General features: G+C 45.6%; 19 protein-coding genes. 16 read left to right on the top strand and 3 right to left on the bottom strand.

Annotation, left to right across the window (positions count from 1 at the left end; genetic code table 11):
* The first annotated feature begins 135 nt into the window (after positions 1 to 135).
* A complete protein-coding gene (glpX, locus tag ACUHGC_RS01450) occupies positions 136 to 1,149 on the top strand; it encodes a class II fructose-bisphosphatase (protein WP_446833920.1) in 1,014 nt (337 codons plus the stop codon).
* Positions 1,150 to 1,195: 46 nt separating this feature from the next.
* On the opposite strand, the gene ACUHGC_RS01445 is transcribed toward glpX, so the two are convergent.
* Positions 1,196 to 1,954, bottom strand: coding sequence for a DeoR family transcriptional regulator (locus tag ACUHGC_RS01445; protein ID WP_446834812.1), 759 nt, complete (start codon positions 1,952 to 1,954; stop codon positions 1,196 to 1,198).
* Positions 1,955 to 2,170: 216 nt separating this feature from the next.
* Here ACUHGC_RS01445 and ltnD point away from each other — a divergent pair, with 216 nt between their 5' ends.
* The 9 genes from ltnD (at position 2,171) to ACUHGC_RS01400 (ending at position 12,080) form a co-directional block, all read left to right on the top strand.
* Positions 2,171 to 3,070 carry an L-threonate dehydrogenase gene (gene ltnD, locus ACUHGC_RS01440; protein ID WP_446833919.1) on the top strand — a complete coding sequence of 300 codons (900 nt, stop codon included), beginning with the start codon at positions 2,171 to 2,173 and terminating at the stop codon, positions 3,068 to 3,070.
* 2 nt (positions 3,071 to 3,072) lie between these two features.
* Positions 3,073 to 4,320: a 3-oxo-tetronate kinase gene (gene otnK / locus ACUHGC_RS01435; protein WP_446833918.1), complete on the top strand. Its 1,248-nt coding sequence runs from the start codon at positions 3,073 to 3,075 to the stop codon at positions 4,318 to 4,320.
* Entirely contained in the window at positions 4,317 to 4,949 is a 633-nt protein-coding gene (otnC, locus tag ACUHGC_RS01430) for a 3-oxo-tetronate 4-phosphate decarboxylase (RefSeq protein ID WP_446833917.1), read from the top strand. Before otnK ends, otnC begins: the two co-directional genes overlap by 4 nt.
* A gap of 1 nt (position 4,950) precedes the next feature.
* Complete coding sequence (otnI, locus tag ACUHGC_RS01425) at positions 4,951 to 5,727, top strand: 2-oxo-tetronate isomerase (RefSeq protein WP_446833916.1); 777 nt, start codon at positions 4,951 to 4,953, stop codon at positions 5,725 to 5,727.
* A 10-nt stretch (positions 5,728 to 5,737) separates the two neighbouring features.
* Positions 5,738 to 6,685 carry a D-erythronate dehydrogenase gene (gene denD / locus ACUHGC_RS01420; protein ID WP_446833915.1) on the top strand — a complete coding sequence of 316 codons (948 nt, stop codon included), beginning with the start codon at positions 5,738 to 5,740 and terminating at the stop codon, positions 6,683 to 6,685.
* Positions 6,686 to 6,696: 11 nt separating this feature from the next.
* The gene (locus ACUHGC_RS01415; RefSeq protein WP_446833914.1) at positions 6,697 to 8,169 is read left to right on the top strand and encodes a GntT/GntP/DsdX family permease; all 1,473 of its coding nucleotides are present in this window, start codon (positions 6,697 to 6,699) and stop codon (positions 8,167 to 8,169) included.
* 61 nt (positions 8,170 to 8,230) lie between these two features.
* Positions 8,231 to 9,595 (top strand): alpha/beta hydrolase-fold protein, encoded by a 1,365-nt coding sequence (locus ACUHGC_RS01410; RefSeq protein WP_446833913.1) that lies wholly within the window; start codon positions 8,231 to 8,233, stop codon positions 9,593 to 9,595.
* Positions 9,596 to 9,610: 15 nt separating this feature from the next.
* The gene (locus tag ACUHGC_RS01405; protein WP_446833912.1) at positions 9,611 to 10,303 is read left to right on the top strand and encodes a cyclase family protein; all 693 of its coding nucleotides are present in this window, start codon (positions 9,611 to 9,613) and stop codon (positions 10,301 to 10,303) included.
* Positions 10,293 to 12,080, top strand: a complete 1,788-nt coding sequence (locus ACUHGC_RS01400) for an alpha/beta hydrolase (protein WP_446833911.1) — start codon at positions 10,293 to 10,295, stop codon at positions 12,078 to 12,080. Before ACUHGC_RS01405 ends, ACUHGC_RS01400 begins: the two co-directional genes overlap by 11 nt.
* Before the next feature lie 53 nt (positions 12,081 to 12,133).
* On the opposite strand, the gene ACUHGC_RS01395 is transcribed toward ACUHGC_RS01400, so the two are convergent.
* Entirely contained in the window at positions 12,134 to 12,664 is a 531-nt protein-coding gene (locus ACUHGC_RS01395) for a gluconokinase (RefSeq protein ID WP_446833910.1), read from the bottom strand.
* 263 nt (positions 12,665 to 12,927) lie between these two features.
* Between ACUHGC_RS01395 and idnD the strand changes: the two genes are divergently transcribed.
* From idnD to hemN, 6 genes are all read left to right on the top strand, one after another.
* Positions 12,928 to 13,959: an L-idonate 5-dehydrogenase gene (idnD, locus tag ACUHGC_RS01390; protein WP_446833909.1), complete on the top strand. Its 1,032-nt coding sequence runs from the start codon at positions 12,928 to 12,930 to the stop codon at positions 13,957 to 13,959.
* A gap of 25 nt (positions 13,960 to 13,984) precedes the next feature.
* Positions 13,985 to 14,752 (top strand): gluconate 5-dehydrogenase, encoded by a 768-nt coding sequence (gene idnO, locus ACUHGC_RS01385; protein ID WP_446833908.1) that lies wholly within the window; start codon positions 13,985 to 13,987, stop codon positions 14,750 to 14,752.
* A gap of 23 nt (positions 14,753 to 14,775) precedes the next feature.
* Positions 14,776 to 16,125, top strand: coding sequence for a GntP family permease (locus ACUHGC_RS01380; protein ID WP_446833907.1), 1,350 nt, complete (start codon positions 14,776 to 14,778; stop codon positions 16,123 to 16,125).
* Positions 16,126 to 16,300: 175 nt separating this feature from the next.
* Positions 16,301 to 16,888: a Der GTPase-activating protein YihI gene (gene yihI, locus ACUHGC_RS01375; protein WP_446833906.1), complete on the top strand. Its 588-nt coding sequence runs from the start codon at positions 16,301 to 16,303 to the stop codon at positions 16,886 to 16,888.
* A gap of 3 nt (positions 16,889 to 16,891) precedes the next feature.
* Positions 16,892 to 17,338, top strand: a complete 447-nt coding sequence (locus ACUHGC_RS01370) for a DUF2489 domain-containing protein (RefSeq protein WP_446833905.1) — start codon at positions 16,892 to 16,894, stop codon at positions 17,336 to 17,338.
* Position 17,339: 1 nt separating this feature from the next.
* Positions 17,340 to 18,707 carry an oxygen-independent coproporphyrinogen III oxidase gene (gene hemN, locus ACUHGC_RS01365; protein ID WP_446833904.1) on the top strand — a complete coding sequence of 456 codons (1,368 nt, stop codon included), beginning with the start codon at positions 17,340 to 17,342 and terminating at the stop codon, positions 18,705 to 18,707.
* Positions 18,708 to 18,752: 45 nt separating this feature from the next.
* On the opposite strand, the gene carB is transcribed toward hemN, so the two are convergent.
* Positions 18,753 to 21,947: a carbamoyl-phosphate synthase large subunit gene (gene carB / locus ACUHGC_RS01360; RefSeq protein WP_446833903.1), complete on the bottom strand. Its 3,195-nt coding sequence runs from the start codon at positions 21,945 to 21,947 to the stop codon at positions 18,753 to 18,755.
* Positions 21,948 to 21,970 lie beyond the last annotated feature (23 nt).

Raw genomic sequence — 21,970 nt, 5'->3', positions numbered from 1 at the left:
CATAGAAATTGAAAATGGCGCCGACTTTTTTGGATAATTCAGCAAGTGCAGAGAATTTATGCTAAACTGCCTTTTTGTGTGGATAACTAATCCATAGGCTAAATTTCACCTTTTAACCAATATAGGTCACACAAAATGAAAAGAGCTCTTGCAATCGAATTTTCCCGCGTTACCGAAGCCGCCGCCTTGGCAGGATTTGCCTGGTTAGGACGAGGCAACAAAGATGCCGCCGACGATGCCGCCGTCAAAGCCATGCGAATCATGTTAAACCAAATTGACATCAATGCCGAAATTGTGATCGGCGAAGGCGAAATCGACGAAGCGCCGATGTTGTATATCGGCGAAAAAGTCGGCACCGGACAAGGCGACACCATTTCGATTGCCGTCGATCCGATTGAAGGCACCCGCATGACCGCCATGGGGCAAGCAAACGCCCTTTCGGTGCTGGCTGCCGGCGGGCCGGAAACCTTCCTGCAAGCCCCGGATATGTACATGGAAAAACTGGTGGTCGGACCGGAAGTGAAAGGCATGATCGATCTCAATCTGCCACTGGAACAAAATCTGCGCCGTGTTGCCTCTAAGCTGGGCAAACTGCTTTCACAGCTGACCGTGATCACCCTCGACAAACCACGCCACCAAGAAACCATCGCCAAAATGCAACAACTGGGCGTGAAAGTGCTGGCGATTCCGGACGGCGACGTAGCGGCGTCTATCTTGTGTTGCTTGCCTGACAATAATGTCGATATGTTATACGCTATCGGCGGTGCGCCGGAAGGCGTGGTTGCCGGTGCGGCAATCCGTGCGCTGGGCGGCGAAATGCAAGTGCGGTTACTGCCGCGCAACCAAGTGAAAGGCGACAGCGAAGAAAATCGTGCGATTGCCGAAAAAGAGATTGCACGCTGTCAACAAATGGGCGTGGAAGTGAACAAAGTATTGCAACTGGAAGAGATTGTTCGTGACGACAACCTGATTTTCTCCGCCACCGGCATCACTAATGGCGACTTGTTGAAAGGCATTCATCGCAAAGGCAACATCGCTACCACCGAAACCCTGCTGATCCGCGGACGCTCCCGCACCATTCGCCGTATCCAATCGTTCCACTATTTGGATCGCAAAGACAGTGAGCTGTATCGTTTGATTGGCAGCTAATCGCAAACCGCACTTTGACACAGGGCGGCAATTTCCGCCCTGTTGATTATGCCAAGACTAATTCGATAGTCAAATTTTGAATATTTTTCTGCACGCTTTCCAGCAGATTGCTATCGGTAATAATGGTATCAAACACTTCCAGTCCGTAAATCCAAAACGTCGCCACCTTGCCGTATTTTGAGGCGTCCGTGACCAAAATATTCTTTTTACTCGATTCTACGATTGCTCGTTTCACGGCTAATTTTTTCTCATCCGGCGTGGTTAGCCCTTTCAAATTCCAAGACGAGGTCGAAACAAACGCCACATCAATCGAAATATTGCGCAAAAATTGTGCCGACAGCTCGCCGACAGAGGAATAATTCTCTTTGCAGACATAACCACCGGTATGAATCAAATCACACGCTCCTTCCTTGATCAAGAAATTGGCGATCACAAAATCATTGGTGATCACCAGCAAATCTTGCCGTTTAGCGAGTTGATGGGCGATTTCTAAGGTGGTTGTGCCTGCGTCCAAATAAATCGTTTTGCTGTCTCCGATGAAATTTAGCGCTTGAGTTCCGATCGCCTGTTTCTGCAATTGAAAAAGCAACGATTTATCATCATGGGTCGGTTCGCTTACCAAACGCTGCAACAATTGCACGCCGCCGGAGACCGACACTACTTTGCCCTGTTCTTCCAATTTTTGAATATCACGTCGCACCGTCATGTGCGACACCTGCATAATTTCCACCAACTCCGCAATGCTGATCAATTCATGTTCAGTCACTAACGTCAGTAATCTTTTTTGCCTTTCCGCCGGGATCATAATTGTTAATCTCATTCAGTCCACTGTGAATTTTAGTGAAATAATAACACTTTATGTGTATTCAACTCAAATTAAAGCCATCAACAAACTAAATTTAACAATAAATAACATTTATTGTTAATATTTGTGATCTCGATCTCGGTTTTCCATCTGCTATTCAGGCAAGATACACTCACGAAATCTATCGATTAATTTTGTTAACTAACGGAGTCTATTATGAGTTATTCAGTTGCAGTCGTCGGGCTCGGCGCAATGGGAATGGGCGCAGCACTTTCTTGTGTTAAAGCCGGTCTTGATACTTATGGAATTGATTTAAATCCAGTTTTACTGGATAAATTAAAACAAGCGGGTGCAAAAGCCGTTGCGAACAATGCTGGCGATTTTGCCGGTCAATTAGATGCCGTCTTGCTGCTCGTAGTCAACGCCCAGCAAGTCAAAGGCATTTTGTTCGGTGAAAACGGACTTGCTGCCAAACTGAAAGCCGGCACTGCGGTGATGGTGTCCTCTACCATATCCGCACAAGATGCCAAAGAAATCTCACAAAAATTAACAGCATTAAATCTGATTATGTTAGACGCCCCGGTTTCCGGCGGGGCGGCAAAAGCGGCGCAAGGCGAAATGACCGTAATGGCATCGGGCTCGGCACAAGCCTTTGAAAAACTCGCCCCTGTACTGAATGCGGTGGCTGGCAAAGTTTACAATATCGGCGAAGAGATTGGCTTAGGCGCGACGGTGAAAATTATTCACCAATTACTGGCAGGTGTACATATTGCTGCTGGTGCAGAAGCGATGGCATTAGCCGCACGTGCCGGCATTCCGCTCGATTTAATGTATGACGTGGTCACCCATGCTGCAGGTAACTCTTGGATGTTTGAAAACCGCATGAAGCACGTGGTTGACGGCGATTACTCGCCACTCTCGATGGTGGATATTTTTGTTAAAGATTTAGGCTTGGTAACTGACACCGCCAAATCACTGCGTTTCCCACTGCCACTTGCCAGCACGGCATTTAATATGTTCACCTCCGCCAGCAATGCGGGATATGGCAAAGAGGATGACAGCGCGGTGATCAAAATTTTTGACGGCATCAACCTACCGAAAAAAGGGGAGGCATAATCATGTTAGGTGTTATTGCAGATGACTTTACCGGTGCCAGCGACATTGCCAGCTTCTTAGTCGAAAATGGGCTCAGCACGGTACAGATGAACGGCGTGCCTAAACGCCCATTAGACGGTGCGGTTGATGCGGTGGTGATCAGCTTAAAATCGCGCTCCAATCCTGTAAATGAAGCGATTGAGCAATCATTAGCCGCTTTGGATTGGTTGCAAAACAATGGCTGCACCCAATTTTATTTCAAATATTGCTCCACTTTCGACAGCACCGAGAAAGGCAATATCGGTCCCGTTACCGATGCGTTGCTCGACGCATTAGATGCCAACTTCACCGTGATCACCCCAGCCTTGCCGATTAACGGCCGCACTATTTTTAACGGCTATTTATTTGTCGGGCAAGCGTTGCTAAATGAATCCGGCATGCAGAACCATCCGATCACGCCGATGAAAGACGCCAACTTAATGCGTTTAATGGACGCACAAGCCAGCGGTAAAACCGGATTAGTCAGCTATGCCGATGTGATTCAAGGTGCTGAAAACGTGAAGCAATGCTTCGAACAACTCAAACAGCAAGGCTACCGTTATGCCGTGGTCGATGCAGTGGATAATTCACAATTGGCGGTGCTTGCCGAAGCGATTGATGATTTCAAATTGGTCACCGGCGGCTCTGGCTTAGCGGCATATATGGCGGCGTATAAAAGCCGAGATAAGCAACTCGATGCCAAAACCGCACTTTTGCCAACTCAAGGCAGCAGCGTGATTTTATCCGGCTCCTGCTCGGTGATGACCAACAAACAGGTTGAAGCCTACAAGCAAAAAGGCGCGCATAAATTCCTAGAGGTCGAACAAAGCCTGAATAATCCCGATTATGCGGAAGAACTGTACCAATGGGCAATTGCGCATTTAGACGAACCTCATGCGCCAATGATTTATGCCACCGTGCCGCCACAAGCGCTGAAAGCCATTCAGCAGCAATTCGGCGGTGAACAAGCCAGCCAAGCAATTGAAAAGACATTTGCTCAATTAGCCAAAAAATTAAAACAGCACGGCGTGAAAAACTTCATCACCGCAGGCGGTGAAACCTCCAGCATTGTGGTGCAAGAACTGGGCTTCGACGGCTTCCATATCGGCAAACAGATTGCCCCCGGTGTGCCTTGGCTGAAAGCGTTGGACGACGATATTTTCTTGGCGTTGAAATCGGGTAATTTCGGCAGCGAAGCCTTTTTTGCTTATGCACAGGAGATGTTTGTATGAGCGAACAACAATTGAAACAAGACTTAGTGAATTTAGCCCGATCGCTGTTTGATCGTGGCTACAGTGTCGGCGGCGCAGGCAATATCTCTGTTCGCTTAAGCGATAACCGTTTTTTGGTCACTCCAACCGGCTCTTCGTTGGGGCGGCTTGTTGCTGACGAGCTGTCGGTTTTGGATAGTGACGGCAACGTGCTGGAAGGGAAAAAACCGTCGAAAGAATCGGTATTTCATTTGGCAATGTATAAACGCAATCCAGAGTGCAATGCGATTGTACACCTGCATTCAACCTACCTGACCGCACTTTCTTGTCTTGATGGTTTGGATACCGAGAACGCCATCAAGCCTTTCACGCCATATTATGTGATGCGGGTCGGCAAATTGCCGGTGATTCCTTACTACCGCCCCGGCTCTCCTGACATCGCCCGTGAATTAAGCGAACGTGCGTTAGACGGCAAAGCCTTTTTACTCGCCAATCATGGCGTTGTGGTGTGCGGCAGCGATCTGTTCGATGCGGTAGATAACACCGAAGAACTGGAAGAAACCGCCAAATTGATGTTTTTACTGCAAACACACAAAGTGCGGTATTTGAACCAAGATGAAGTCAATGATTTGAAAAATAGAGGGAAATAATATGCCTAAATTTGCCGCAAACCTATCCATGATGTTTACCGAAGTGCCTTTTTTAGATCGTTTTGAAGCCGCTGCCAAAGCCGGTTTCAAGTATGTGGAGTACCTGTTTCCTTACGACTATCCAAAAGAGGTCCTAAAAGCCAAACTTGACGAAAACGGCTTACAGCAGGTGTTATTCAACACTGCCGCAGGCGATGTGCAAGCGGGCGAATGGGGCGTATCCGCTATTCCGGGGCGAGAAGCCGACAGCCATCGTGATATTGATTTAGCATTGGAATATGCGCTAGCGCTCAATTGCCCGAATGTACACATCATGTCGGGTGTGGTTCCACCGAATGAAAACTATGCCAAATATCAACAAACCTTTATCGACAATGTACGTTATGCCGCCGATAAATTTAAACCGCATGGGATCAAGATCTTATTGGAAGCGCTCAGCCCGCAAGTGAAGCCAAACTATTTAACCGCAAGCCAATTCCAAACGCTAGCGTTAGTGGAGCTTATCGATCGCGATAATGTGTTTGTGCAACTGGATTATTTCCATGCACAAAACGTCGACGGCAATCTGACCCGCTTAACCGATACGCTAAACGGCAAATTCGCACATGTTCAAATCGCCTCCGTTCCCGCGCGCCACGAACCGGACGAAGGGGAAATCAATTATCAACACATTTTCGACAAACTCGATGAAATCGGCTATGACGGCGGGGTTGGCTGTGAATATAACCCAAGAGGCAACACCGTTGATGGATTGGCTTGGTTTAAACAATATCAATAAGGACACGCCCATGAATATTATTATTACCGGTGGCCAAGGCTTCCTTGGACAACGCTTGGCAACCGCACTTTTGCAACAAACCGAGGTTCACATCAACGAATTGATTTTGGTTGATGTGAATGAACCCGTAATTCCAAATAACGATAGCCGTGTGCGCAGTATCAAAATGGACTTGCGCCACCCTCACGGATTGGCGGACATTATTACCCGTGAAACCACCGCGATTTTCCATTTGGCGGCGATTGTCAGCAGCCATGCGGAGGAAGATCCCGATCTCGGCTATGAAATCAATTTCTTAGCAACCAAAAACTTATTGGAAGCCTGCCGCAAAGTGAATCCGAATATTCGGTTTATTTTCTCCAGCTCACTGGCGGTTTACGGCGGCAACTTGCTTGAAACCATTACAAACAGCACCGTCGTTACACCACAATCAACTTACGGCACGCAAAAATCGATGTGTGAATTGCTCATCAATGATTATTCACGCAAAGGCTTTGTGGATGGCATTGCCGTGCGTTTACCAACAATTTGCATTCGCCCAGGAAAACCAAATAAAGCGGCCTCCTCTTTTGTCAGCGGCATCATTCGTGAACCGCTCAATGGCGAAAACACGGTCTGCCCTGTTTCAAAAGAACTACTGCTTTGGATTTCAAGCCCAAATACGGTGGTGCGTAATTTTATTCATGCGTTAACCCTGCCTTCGCTGCCCGCCAGAGATTGGCACGTGATTAACCTACCGGGATTCACTGTCAGTGTCGAATCCATGCTACAGGACCTCGCCAGCATTAAAGGAGAAGCCATTTTAGAAAAAATCGAATTCCAATTTGATCAAAAAATCAATGATATTGTCGCCAGTTGGCCTGCCAGAATTGATTGTAGTCAAGCATCGAAACTGGGCTTTTATGTTGATAACAACTTCAGTGATGTTATTCATCAATTTATTCAGCATGACTTATAGGAGATAACCCTATGTTTGGATTACCGATTCCCATTATTGGGTTGATTGTTGCTGTAATTGTTTTAGTGTATTTAGTGTTAAGAACCCGTGTTCATGCCTTTATTGCCATGCTCATTGCCTCAGCAATCGCCGGGATTGTCGGCGGTTTAAATGCCACCGAAACACTGGCGGTGATTTCCAAAGGCTTTGGCGGCACGCTCGGCAGCATCGGGATTGTGATAGGTTTGGGCGTGATGATGGGAAGTATTCTTGAAGTCTCAGGCGCAGCCGAAAAAATGGCGTATAGCTTCATTAAATTCTTAGGCAAGAAAAAAGAAGAGTGGGCACTCGCCATCACCGGTTATGTGGTCAGTATTCCGATCTTCGTGGATTCGGCATTTGTGATCTTGTATCCCGTTGCTAAAGCATTAGCTAAAAACGGTAAACGCAGCCTGTTAACCCTTGGCGTAGCCTTGGCGGGCGGATTGGTGGTTACACACCATACCGTGCCCCCAACACCGGGTCCGCTAGGCGTTGCCGGCTTGTTTGGTGTAGATATCGGCGCTATGCTGTTAGTAGGCATGTGCTTCGCTATTCCGGCTGTAATCGGGATCGTACTGTATGCAAAATGGCTGGATAAAAAATACCCAACCTTTAATCAAGAGGTGTTTACCGAAGAAGAACTTCGAGAAAAATTTGATAATTATATTGAAAGCAGAGAAAAGAAAAATCTCCCTGGCTTAGGTATTTCAATGTTGCCAATCGTGTTGCCAATAGTACTTATCTTCATTAAAGCCATCGTGGATTTAATTGCAAAACAACAGCAGTTTGCATGGATTCTAGATTCAAGTATTTATCAAGTGATCGCGTTTGTCGGTAGCCCAATCATTGCTCTAGCAATCAGCGTATTGGTATCTATCTACACCTTATTACCAAACGCCGACAAACACACTACCGCACTTCACTTAGAAGAAGGAGTTAAAACTGCCGGGATTATCTTATTGGTAACCGGTGCGGGCGGCGCATTGGGCGCAGTATTGCGTGACAGTGGTGCCGGTCAGCAATTGGCTGAACAAGTCGCAAATCTGCCGATTTCACCGATCTTAATTCCGTTTATTGTGTCAACGTTAGTACGCTTTATTCAGGGGTCAGGCACGGTTGCGATGATCACCGCCGCGTCGATTTCCGCACCGATTTTAGCTGAAATCCCAGGCGTTAATATGTTACTTGCCGCACAAGCTGCCACTATGGGTTCCTTATTCTTCGGTTATTTCAACGACAGCTTGTTCTGGGTGGTTAACCGCATGATGGGCATTAACGACGTGAAAAAACAAATGATCGTTTGGTCTGTACCGACCACTATCGCTTGGGCGGTTGGTGGAATGATGGTGATTTTATCCAATCTCATCTGGGGTCAAGACGGTTCTGTGTTTGACTTAGTGTTCCCACTTGGCGTGTTGGCACTGATTCTGGTGTATGTTCAAACGCAAAACAAAAAACTGTAATCCTCAACTTAAACGGGCAATCCATATTGCCCGTTTTACCATCAAGCTAAAGGATATCATTATGTTTAAATCTATCGTTACGCTCATACTCTCTTTGACTATCACCTCACCACTTTTTGCCAATAACCTTATCCCTGATAATCCTCAACAACCTAATTCCGTCCACGCCACCTTGATTACCGAAGTGACGGCGAAAGGGCAAAAAATCAGCGTGGTGGCATTAGAATACGAAGACACACTATTAAGTGGCGATGAATTGCAGCATAGCTATCAAGTGGACGTCTTTTTAGACGGAAAATCTCAAGGTAGCCGCCAAATCCTCAACGGTTATAGTCAAGATGTAGTAGCCGTATCTCACCAGGCTAAAAGCGGCAAATTTGTTATTTTAGAATTGAATAAAGATGATAAAAATGCCGATTTATATTCGTTGCGAACCGAAAATAGCGAACCCATGTTATTTCGTGCCAAAAATGAAAATAATGAGTTGATTCATAAAGCGATTGTACAAAGCAACCGTGTGCCTGAGCTTTATCAAGATCGACTGGAATATGTCATCAAGCAAACAGGATTCATTAAATTAAGCAATGGAAAAACCATTGATGCTCAGGATATTCACATTACCGCTAGCACTAACAATCTTAAAAATTTAGTTATCGAACACTTCCGTGCAGATGAGGTTCAATTAGGCAATCCACAAAATACCTTGCATTACCAGCTGTATAAACCACAACAAAGTGCGGTTCAGAAAAAATTCCCGCTGACGATTTTTTTCCACGGCTCCGGGCAATTAGGCAACGATAACCTCGCGCACCTGCTCTCTAGCAAAGGCGCCATCAGCACCCTAAACTATGAAGAGGGCTTCGTCCTCGCCCCGCAATATCGCACCGTATTTGATCCGTTTGACGATGTGAATAAAGGACAACGAGGCGGCATTCACTGGCAAACCGAAAATCGTCGCCAACTTTTGTTAGCCATGATCGATAAAACGCTTCAAGAAAATCCTGAAATCGATCACAACCGCATTTATCTGATTGGACTTTCCCGAGGGGCAGAGGGCGGGCTGTATTTATTGCTTGATCGCCCTGATTTCTTTGCAGGCGCACTACTGATGAGTGGAAGAGAAGCCTATAGCCTCGAATGGCTTGACGACAACGCCAATAAAGACAATCTGGCATCGCTTAGCCAAACGCCCATTTGGTTTTTCCACAGTAAAGAGGATAAGGTTTCACCAGTCAACGGCTCACGCATTAATTACCAAATCTTACATGACCAATTAAAAAACCCTTATGTCAAATATACCGAATTCAGTTTCACACAAGCAGGCGACAACGGCATTCTGAATAACAACCCGCATAATACCTGGGATGCTGTATTTAATAGCCCGACCGTACACCATTGGCTTTTACAGCAACATAACACACGCTAAAACAGGAGAATGACGATGCAATACCAATTACTTTCTCACCCACTCGATGTAAAAGATCCTGGATTTCCAGGTGAGCCAACGCTCATGATTGAAACTTGTACTGATATCAAGCGAGGTGATGTGTACAATAGTGCCAAAATCCACCTATTCAATCACTTTGGAACGCATTTTGATGCACCGAATCATTTTAACCCCACAGGGAAAACCATCACCGAACTCCCTCTGACACAATTTATTTATGAAAACCCGCTCTTGCTCGATATACCCAAAGCAGAAGCCAGTTTAATTGAAATCGACGATTTATCCCCTCATTTACACCGCATTCAACAGGCTGACTGCTTAATTATTCGAACTGGATTAGAAAAAGTGCGTGAGTCTGCGCCTCAAGACTATGCAGAAAGGGGCTGTGCGGTCAGTATCGATGCCGCACAATACCTTATCGACTATGCACCAAACTTAAAAGCACTCGGCTTTGATTTTATTTCTTTAGCCTCCCCCGCTAATCCAGAACATGGCGTGAGAGCACATCAAATTATGCTAGGTATGTTTAGTGAAAATTTTATTTGTATTATTGAGGATATGAAATTAGCACACCTAGATAAATCTCGATTAAATACCATTTTTGCACTCCCCCTCCTCGTTAAAGGCGTCGATAGTGCGCAAGTCACAATCTTAGCCGAAATAGGAGCGCATCATAATGAAAAATAAATATTATATTTGGTCGGTGATATTTGCAGCATTGGCTTTTGTTGGGGCTTATCTAGCCTCACAAATAGAACGTGATTTTGGACGAATTGATGTTTCTACCATTCATATTATGACCGAAGAAATGAAACCTATGGTCGCAAAACTCTATCGCCCAATAACCGCAACCCAAGAGAATCCAGCCGCAGGTTTGCTCGCACTACATGGTTATCAAAGTGATAAAGAAGCAACCAGCACTTTTGGTGCGTTAGAGCTAGCTAAGCGTGGGTTTGTCGTGTTGGCTCTCGATCAATTTGGCCATGGATTTTCGACCGCACTTCCTGCATCTAATAAAAACATGAGTGGCGCCAATAATGGCTACCAATATCTCAAATCCTTACCTTTTGTCGATCAACACTCGCTGGGTATATTTGGACACTCCACAGGCGCACTTAATGCTATCCGAGTCGCTAAAATGAACCCTGATCACAAGGCTGTTAATGGATTAAGCAGTAATGGCGGAGATCCTGAAATACATAATTACCTCCTCACACAAGGGCTCTATGAAGAAATTGGCGGTTACCGTGAGCGTACATTTCCAGTTAAAAATCTCGTTCATAATAAAAATCGCTTAACTGCATTCTCACTGCCAGAAGATGAAACACTAAAATGGTCAACAACTTATGGCAATTTTAATGATGGCAGTGCCAGACGAGCCGATCTGGTTAACGGCACGCACTTAGGTGTTATGATTGCCGCTGAAAGTAACCGTCGTGCAATTGAATGGTTTAATACCGCATTGCAAAAAAACGATAAAACAGACTGGCTAGATCCCGCCGAACAAAGCTACTGGTATAAAGAATTTGCAGGTTTATTTGCGCTCTTTTCAGCATTGATTTCAGCATTATTTCTGGCTGCGGGCTTATTACACCAGCCTTATTTTCAAGCAGTTTCACAGAAAGTCAGTGAGACGGTGGCAATAACACCTCAAAAACAGTGGGCTTTTGCACTCTTCAATATCGTAATTACATTATTTTGCTATCCATTATTAACTCAATGGGGTGGTGCAAACGAGCCCATCGCAGCCGTCTTCTCTTTTATGCCACTAGAGATGGGAAATGGGATCATCACTTGGCTAACCATCAGTGCGATACTCAATCTTATTTTCTTTTTACGCTGGCAAAAATCAGCCAATGTTAATCTCGCGATACTCGGTGTTATGGGTAATCACCAACCGACATTTACCGTCATCACGCGTTTTCTATCATTAAGTATCGTATTAATTGGCTGGCTCTATATCCTTGCAACCGTTTGTCATTGGTATTGGGGCGTTGAACTGCGCTTCCTTTGGCCATTCTTAAAACCTCTCACACCAGAAAGAGCAGAATTATTTTTGATCTACTGGATACCCATTCTCGCCTTTTTCACGGTATATAATGGATTGATCTTAAACATTCAAATGAAGCAAAAGCTGTACCGCACTTTCACATCAACATTATTGGTGTGGACAACAAAAACCGTATTCACTGCGGTTGGTGGTTTAATTCTTTTATGGTTATTCCATTTTGTGCCTAATTTTATGCAAATCGGACCCGGTTTTGATCTCGTGGGGCTTCCGCAATTTGGTGGGCGTTGGATGATGATGTTAGCCGTTATTATCCCTCAATTTATTGTCTTGCTTTTCATCAATAATTGGTGTTATTTAAAAACAGGCTATATTTATTTCGGTGCATTTTTCTGTTCATTATTAATGACCTGGATTCTGGTAGGCGGACAAGTTATCGGACGCTTTCTAGCTTAATAATCCACTTTGCTATTTAATTTAATGCCGAATCATCGATTCGGCATTTTCAGTCACAACAACGGCTTCAACGCCCCTTCACACCTTGCCACCACTTCCTCAAACGATCCGTCAATATCGATGTGAATAACGTCAGCCTCATCTTGTTGCGGAACTTCCAGCGTGTCGAATTGGCTTTTTAGCATTTCGGTTTTCATGTAGTGCCCTTTGCGCTGTTTCATTCGTTCTAGCACCAGATCGAAGCTGCCTTCTAAGAATAGAAATTTAACATGTTCATTGCCATCACGAATTAAATCGCGGTATTGCTTTTTCAATGCGGAACAGACGATGAGCCCGATTTCACTTTTCTGTTCTAAACTAAATGCCGCATCGCGGATTCGTTCCAACCACGGAGCGCGGTCGTCGTCATTCAACGGTTGCCCTGAGCCCATTTTGATAATATTCGCGCGTGGATGTAAATCGTCGCCGTCAATCAATTTAATCCCTAATCGCTGTGCAAGTGCGGTGCCGATAGAGGTTTTGCCAGTGCTGGAAACCCCCATCAGAACAAAACTTTTACCTTTTCCTGCTGTGGTCTGTGCCATAGATGACTCCTTAAACCCTGTCTTGTGAACATGACTAAAATTCGACAAGAATAGTTACCTGTAACAATTTATATGGTGATATATATCACATTTCACTCTTAAACGATCCAATAAATATCGTAATATATCAAGTTATTTGAAGTTGATCACAAAATTAAGCTTTACTATTAAATAATACTTTACCATACCTCATTCCAAAAGTATGTTATCGGTAACCTCAAGAGATTGATCTAACCTGCCATTGTTCTAAATAAGGAAAAAATATGGAAACTCTCTCATGTGTTGTTAAAGGAAAAAAGGATGTTGGTATAATACAACAACAAATTAATTTTATTCCAAATTCAGGAACCACTCTCGTTCAAATTACACAAGGCGGTATTTGCGGTTCTGATCTGCATTATTATCAACATGGTAAGGTCGGCAACTTCGAAGTGAAACACCCTATGGTTTTAGGTCATGAGGTAATTGGAAAAATAACCAAAACGGATTCTTCCACACTATATGAAGGGCAAAAAGTTGCTATTAATCCAAGTAAACCATGCTTAAGTTGTAAATATTGTTTATCTGGTGATACTAACCAATGTGAACAAATGCGATTCTTTGGTAGCGCTATGTATAATCCACATATTGATGGTGGATTTACTCAATTTAAAATTGTTGATACTAACCAATGTATTCCCTACCCTCAAGAAATCAGCGATGACGTAATGACTTTTGCTGAACCGTTAGCAGTAGCAATCCATGCCGGAAAGCAAGCTGGTGACTTAAAAAATAAGCGTGTCTTTATCTCTGGTGTAGGACCTATCGGATGCCTAATTGTCGCAGCAGTGAAAGTGTTAGGTGCAAAAGAGATTATTTGTACTGATATTAGCCAGCGATGCCTAAACATAGCAAGTCAAATGGGAGCAACTAAAACATTACTTGCTGATGAAGATTTCTCTGAGTATTTAACACACAAAGGAGAGTGTGATATATCCTTTGAGGTGTCAGGACATCCATCATCAATGGAGCGCTGCTTAGCAGTTACTAAAGCAAAAGGCACTATTGTACAGGTTGGAATGGGAGGAAATATCCCTGACTTCCCGATTATGACCCTTATTGCTAAAGAAATTAATTTGGTTGGTTCATTCCGTTTCGTCGAAGAATTCAATATGGCGGTTGAATGGTTAAGTAAACAGAAAGTTAATCCACTGCCACTCTTATCTGCGAAATTCCCATTTCAAAAATTAGAGCAAGCATTAGAAACAGCGGGCAATAAGAATGAAATTTCAAAAGTGCAACTCACTTTTGAGTAAATTCAATCAATAGAGGATAAATAGAATGAGCAAATTATTTTCATTAAGCAATAAACGAGCTCTAATTACCGGATCGACTCGCGGGATTGGTTTGCTATTAGCCCAAGGGTTAGCAGCTCATGGTGCTGAGCTTATTATCCATGGAACAAATCAGCAAAAAGCTGAAGAAGTTGCACGGCAGATCGCAGCAAGTAAAGGCGTTAAAACTCATGCAATTGCTTTTAATGTAACAGACTCACAAGCGGTAAGGGAAGCGGTCGACAATATTGAAAACACGATTGGTCCGATTGATATTTTAATTAATAATGCCGGAGTTCAACGTCGTCATCCATTCTGCGATTTCCCAGAAAATGAGTTTGACGAGGTGATTAATGTAAACCTAAAAGCTGTTTTTGTAATTTCACAAACTGTTGCTAAATACATGGTAAACCGCAAAAAAGGGAAAATCATTAATATCGGTTCCATGCAAAGTGAATTAGGGAGAGATACTATCACGCCTTATGCAGCTTCAAAAGGTGGCATAAAAATGTTAACGCGTGGAATGTGTGTGGAATTAGCTCGCCATAATATCCAAGTTAATGGTATTGCTCCTGGCTATTTTAAAACCGAGCTGACTAAACCTTTAGTCGAAAACCCCGAGTTTAGTGGCTGGTTATGTAAAAGAACACCGGCAGCTCGCTGGGGAAATCCTGAAGAATTAATCGGCGCAGCAGTATTTTTATCTTCCCAAGCATCTGATTTCATCAATGGCCATCTGCTATTTGTTGATGGTGGTATGTTGGCAGCAGTCTAACTTTTTTAAAAGGATTTTAAGTTATGCTAATTTTTACTATGCTCGCAGCAATCCTGCTATTGCTGATTCTAATTATTAAGTTCAAGGTTCATGCATTTGTTGCATTGATTATTGTCAGCCTGCTGACCGCACTTGCCACTGGTATTCCGGTGGATAAAATTTTACCGACGATGCTAGGCGGTTTCGGCGGCACCCTCGCTTCCGTGGCGTTGTTAGTCGGTTTAGGCGCGATGATCGGACGGTTGCTGGAAATCACCGGCGGCGCTAAAGTGTTGGCTGATACCTTAATCAATAAATTCGGTGAGAAAAAAGCCCCGCTTGCATTAGGTATTGCCTCGCTATTATTTGGTTTTCCGATCTTTTTTGATGCCGGTTTGGTGGTAATGCTACCGATTATTTTCAGTGTGGCTAAACAATTTGGTGGCTCATTAATACGCTATGCATTTCCTGCTGCCGGTGCTTTTGCGGTTATGCACGCTTTTCTACCGCCACACCCAGGCCCAGTCGCAGCTGGTGACTTACTTGGTGCTAACATTGGATTGCTTGTCATTGTAGGTTTAGCCTGTGCGATTCCGACTTGGTATATTTCCGCTTACCTCTTTGGAACCTTCTTGGGTAAAAAAGTACACTTAGATTTACCAAAAGCCTTTTTAAATACAACAGCAATTAGTGAAACTGCCACTCAAAATCCACCAAGTTTTAGAAAAGTTTTACTCATTCTATTATTGCCTCTCTTCTTAATTATGTTAGATACCGGTTTAAACACCCTAACTGTTGCAAAAGTAGTTGACGGCTCACAATTATGGGTGCAAACCTTACGTTTCCTCGGCAAAACGCCAATCGCCTTGTTGATCACGCTGATTGTTTCGATTTTATTGTTAAAAGGACAACGCAGCTATGAGCAAATTGAAAAAATCTGTGATAACGCACTGGGTCCGATCTGCGCCATTGTGTTGGTTACCGGCGCCGGTGGAATGTTCGGTGGTGTATTACGCGCCAGCGGTATCGGCGATGTATTAGCAGAAATGCTGTCTGATACCGGAATGCCGGTGATTGTTGCCGCCTTTATCATTTCATTGGCACTGCGCGTGGCGCAAGGTTCAGCGACCGTTGCACTGACTACGGCTTCTGCATTAATTGCGCCGACAGTTGCCGCCACCACCGGATTGAGCGCATTTGATCTGTGTTTTATCGTGATTGCGATTGCCTCCGGTGCAACAGCCTTTTCCCATGTGAATGACTCCGGCTTTTGGTTGGTCAGTCGCTTCTTAGAGATGGACACCAAAACCACGTTAAAAACATGGACAGTGATGGAAACCTTAATCGGCTTTGTCGGCTTCGGCATTGCCGCTGTCGGCAGCATCTTATTGTAATCATCCTCGACGCCCTTCTTCCAACCGCACTTTCTGCCTGAAAGTGCGGTTTTTCATTAATAGCTTGAAACAATTTCTGCATTTAGCCCGTTTAATTCCGTGTGCAAAAGCGGCATGAATGATACAATTTGCCGCTAAGATAATCCGATTGAAAGCAAGTAAAGAGAGAAACACTATGGCTCGTTCAAAGAAAACGCGCAAAATTAGCGACATCATGCCGGCACGAAAAGTCGAAAAAAAACCGGTGGTGGCGCAGGCAAAAACCAAAAAAGGGCGCAAGCCGACTCGTTATGAGTTAGACAGTATCGCCTGGACGGAAAAACGCAAAAAGAAACATAAAGGACTGAGCGCAGGCTCGCGCCACAGCTCCGCCGACGACAATACGAATAAGCAAAGTGCGGTTAAAGCCGATCCGCGCGTCGGCAGCCGTAAGAAAATTCCATTAATCATCGAAATGGTCAACAAACCGGAAAAAGGCAAAGTGATCACCCCAATCAAAACCGACGCCCCGGCTGCGCCGAAAAAATTGGATCCGATGTTGGAGCTGGAGCAATTAGAAAATAACGAATGCTTGAATGATTTGCTCGATCAATTAGATGAAGGCAAAACCTTATCCGCCGAAGATCAGCAATTCGTTGACGACTGCTTGGCGAGAATCGAACAGTTAATGCAAGAGCTGGGATTAACCGAGGAAGAAGAGGACAACAGCGAAGATGCGCTGTACCGCACTTTCAACACCATTGACATTAATAAGTTTCGTTAAAGCATGAATTGGACGATTTTTTTACTCATCACCGCGGTGGCGGTGATTGTGGGATTGGCAAGTTATGCCGCTTGGCTGCTGTTGGCATTGCGCAAGCAGAAACAGAAAATCGCTGCCGCCAGACAAAAACGGCAGGATTTCACCTACGACAGCGTGCAAATTATTGCCAAAGCAATGCTGAGCGGCGATTGCAATCTGTCGGAGGGCGTGATTCGCTTGAATGCGCTGCTGCCCGGTTTACAGCCTGAAGCAATGGAGAAATACCACGCAATGCAGCAGCTGTATCATGTGGTGATCGATATGCCGACCCACGAAGCGCGGCGCGCCTTGCCGAAAAATCAACGGATGCGACTGGATTTAACCCGTGAAAGCAGCGAAGCGGAATTGGAAGCGAAAATTAAATTAGAATTGCGCCAATTGTTGAGTGATATTAAAATAAACAGGAAATAAGATGTCTGAAATTGAGTGGGATTTAACGTTAATTCAAAAATATAATCAGTCCGGACCACGCTACACCTCGTATCCGACCGCACTTGAGTTTAACGACGCTTATAGCGAGCAGGATTTTCTGCAAGCCAGCCGCCGCTATCCCGAGCGCCCGCTGTCGTTATATGTGCATATTCCGTTCTGCCACAAATTGTGTTACTTCTGCGCCTGTAATAAAGTCATCACTCGGCATCAACATAAGGCGGATATTTACCTCGACTATCTGGAAAAAGAGGTCCAAGCGCGCGCCACCTTGTTCACCGAGCGCACCGTCACTCAAATTCACTGGGGCGGCGGCACACCAACCTACTTAAGCGAAGCGCAATCGGCACGCTTAATGCAGATGCTGCGCGACAATTTCCATATTTCGCCGCAAGCGGAGATCAGCATTGAAATGGATCCGCGTGAAATTGAACTGTCAATGCTTGATCACCTGCGCAGCATCGGGTTCAACCGCATCAGTATGGGGATTCAGGATTTTAATAAAGACGTGCAAGCGGCGATTAATCGGATTCAAGACGAAGAATTTATCTTCTCGTTGATGAAAAAAGCGCGCGAGCTGGGATTCACCTCCACCAATATCGACTTGATTTACGGCTTACCGTTCCAAACGGTTGAAAGTTTTATGGCGACCTTGAAACGGGTTAGCGAACTGAATCCGGATCGCATGAGTGTGTTTAACTACGCCCACTTACCGTCGCGCTTTGCCGGACAACATAAAATCAAAGATGACACCCTGCCGCCACCGAACAGTAAATTGACGATTTTGCAGAAAACCATCGAAACGCTGACTGCCGCCGGCTATCGCTTTATCGGCATGGATCATTTTGCCAAGCCTGACGACGAATTGGCAATCGCCCAACAAAACGGCGTGCTGCACCGCAATTTCCAAGGCTACACCACGCAAGAAGAAGCGGATCTATTGGGCTTAGGCGTGTCGGCAATCAGCTTGATGGGCGATCATTACGCACAAAACCAAAAAGAGCTGAAACAGTATTATGCCGACGTGGAAGATCACGCCAACGCCTTGCACAAAGGCTTTGCAATGAGCCAAGAAGATTGCCTGCGCCGTGATGTGATTAAAGCGTTAATCTGTAATTTCCGTTTAGACTATGCCCCGCTGGAACAACAATATCAAATTGATTTCAAACAGCATTTCGCCGACGATTTGGAATTATTGAAACCACTGGCAGAAGACGGCTTACTCACCATTGGCGAAACCGCACTTGTTGTCTCTGCTAAAGGGAGATTGTTGATCCGCAATATCTGCTTGTGTTTCGATACCTATTCACGGCAATTAGCCAAACGGCAACAGTTTTCAAGGATTATCTAAACAAAAAGAGCGGTTTTAACCGCTCTTTTCTATATATTTTCAACCTCAATTCATCTCTTGCAGACGATAAACCTCAGTGTCGTTGATGCTCTTCAAGCCTTGGCTGATCGCTTCTGCGCCGGCGACGGTGGTGTACACCGGAATGCGTTGTTGTAGCGAGCTGCTGCGGATTGAGTGGCTGTCGGCGACGGATTCCGGCATACTGCCGACGGTGTTGATCACCATCGCAATTTCGCCGTTTTTAATCGCATCGACAATGTGTGGGCGGCCTTCACGCACTTTATTGACGATCTGTACGCCAATGCCGTGTTCGCGCAGGTATTTTGCCGTTCCTAAGGTTGAACATAAGCCGTAGCCCAGATCTTGCAGGCGTTTGGCGATTTTCACCAGTTTCGGCTTGTCGGTATTTTCGACCGACAAGAACACTTTGCCCAGTTTCGGCAAACGCTCACCGGCACCGATTTGCGCTTTCAAGAATGCTTCAGCGAAAGTTTTGCCGACGCCCATCACTTCACCGGTCGAACGCATTTCAGGTCCTAGGATAATATCCACACCAGGGAATTTGATGAACGGGAACACCGCTTCTTTCACCGAGTACAGATTTGGAATCACTTCCTTATCCACGCCTTGTTCTTTCAGGCTGATCCCTGCCATTACACGCGCGGCAATTTTCGCCAACGGCACGCCGGTCGCTTTGCTGACAAACGGCACGGTACGAGAAGCACGCGGGTTAACTTCCAATACATAAATCGTGTCTTTTTGCACCGCAAACTGCACGTTCATTAAGCCGACTACTTTCAGTTCAAACGCCATTGCGGCGGTTTGGCGGCGGATTTCGTCTTGAATTTCCGCACTTAATGAATACGGCGGCAAGGAACAGGCGGAATCGCCACTGTGAATCCCGGCTTGTTCGATGTGCTGCATAATGCCGCCGATCACCACTTGTTCGCCGTCGCAAATACAGTCTACATCGACTTCAATCGCGTCATTCAAGAAATGATCCAACAGAATCGGGCTGTCATCGGAAACGCGTACCGCTTCACGCATATAGGTTTGCAGCTCTTCATCGTTATACACGATCTGCATCGCACGTCCACCCAATACATAAGAAGGACGCACCACCAACGGATAACCGACTTCGTTCGCCAATTGCAACGCTTCTTCGCTGTTGCGTGCGGTGCGGTTTGGCGGCTGTTTCAGGTTTAAGGTGTTCAGCACTTGTTGGAAACGTTCACGGTCTTCAGCGGCATCAATGCTGTCGGCAGAAGTGCCGATAATGTGCACACCGTTTTCATGCAACGCATTCGCCAGTTTTAACGGGGTTTGCCCGCCGTAATGGACGATCACGCCGTACGGTTTTTCCACATGAATGATTTCCAACACTTCTTCCAGTGTCAACGGCTCGAAGTATAAGCGATCGGAGGTATCAAAGTCGGTGGAAACCGTTTCCGGGTTACAGTTGACCATAATGGTTTCAAAACCGCTCTCACGCAGCGCCAGTGCGGCGTGTACGCAGCAATAATCAAATTCGATCCCTTGCCCGATACGGTTTGGCCCGCCGCCTAAGATCATGATTTTTTTGCGGTCGGTCGGGTTGGCTTCGCACTCTTCTTCATAGCAGGAATACAGATACGCGGTATCTGAATTAAATTCCGCCGCACAAGTATCCACACGCTTATAAACCGGGTGCAGGTTCAACTGATGACGCAAATCGCGCACCTCTTTTTCGCTACTTTTCACCAGTTGTGCAATTCGGCGATCGGCAAAGCCTTTGCGCTTCAAGCGGCGCAATTCGGCATAATCCAACTCGGCGAGAGTTTTCTTCTCCAGTGCCAATTCTTCTTCCACCAAATCACGAATTTGCACTAAGAACCACGGATCGATTTTGGAATAGTGATACACATCTTCCAGTGGCCAACCGATACCAAACGCATCCGCCACATATAAAATCCGCTCCGGGCCCGGATTGGAGAGTTCGGTACGCAATTTTTCCATGTCTTCGGTTTTCAGGTTGAAACCGCAGATGCCGGTTTCCAGTCCGCGCAATGCTTTTTGCAAGCTCTCTTGGAAGGTGCGCCCCATCGCCATCACTTCGCCCACCGATTTCATTTGAGTGGTCAGGCGGTTATCGGCTTTAGGGAATTTTTCAAAGGCAAAACGTGGCACTTTGGTAACCACATAGTCGATTGACGGCTCAAACGACGCCGGAATCAATCCGCCGGTGATATCGTTGCGCAATTCGTTTAAGGAGTAGCCCACCGCTAGTTTTGCCGCTACTTTGGCAATCGGGAAGCCGGTCGCTTTCGACGCCAACGCAGACGAACGGCTGACACGCGGGTTCATTTCGATCACGATCATTTCGCCGTTTTCAGGATTGATCGCAAATTGTACGTTTGAACCGCCGGTATCCACGCCGATTTCACGCAACACCGCCAATGAGGCGTTACGCATAATTTGATATTCTTTATCGGTTAAAGTCTGAGCCGGTGCAACGGTGATTGAGTCGCCGGTGTGCACGCCCATCGGATCGAAGTTTTCAATTGAACAGATGATAATGCAGTTGTCCGCTTTGTCGCGCACCACTTCCATTTCGTACTCTTTCCAGCCTAAAACCGATTGTTCGATTAACAACTCATGGGTTGGGGAGGCATCAAAACCGCGTTCGCAGATTGCGTTAAATTCGTCTTTGTTATACGCAATCCCGCCGCCGGAACCGCCCATGGTGAAAGACGGACGAATCAAGGTCGGGAAGCCCACTTCCGCTTGTGCTTTCCATGCTTCTTCGAAGCTGTGGCAAACAAAGGATTTCGGAGTGTTTAAGCCAATTTTGGTCATCGCGTCTTTAAAACGTCCACGGTCTTCCGCTTTGTCGATAGCATCTTCGGTTGCGCCGATCAATTCCACATTGTATTTTGCCAACACGCCGTTTTTGGATAAATCCAACGCACAGTTAAGTGCGGTCTGTCCGCCCATAGTCGGCAAAATCGCGTCCGGACGCTCTTTCTCAATGATTTTTTCCACCGTTTGCCAGTGAATCGGCTCGATATAGGTCACATCCGCCATATTCGGATCGGTCATAATGGTTGCCGGATTGGAGTTCACCAGCACCACTTTATAACCCTCTTCACGCAACGCTTTACACGCCTGCGCCCCTGAATAGTCAAACTCACACGCCTGCCCAATCACAATCGGGCCTGCGCCAATAATTAAAATCGTGTTTATATCCGTACGTTTTGGCATAATCTTTCTCTTTCTATACTGCG

The organism is Testudinibacter sp. P27/CKL/0425 (assembly GCF_052931395.1).
Note: the sequence above shows the minus strand (reverse complement) of the source record. Positions and strands in the feature narration are given on the sequence as shown.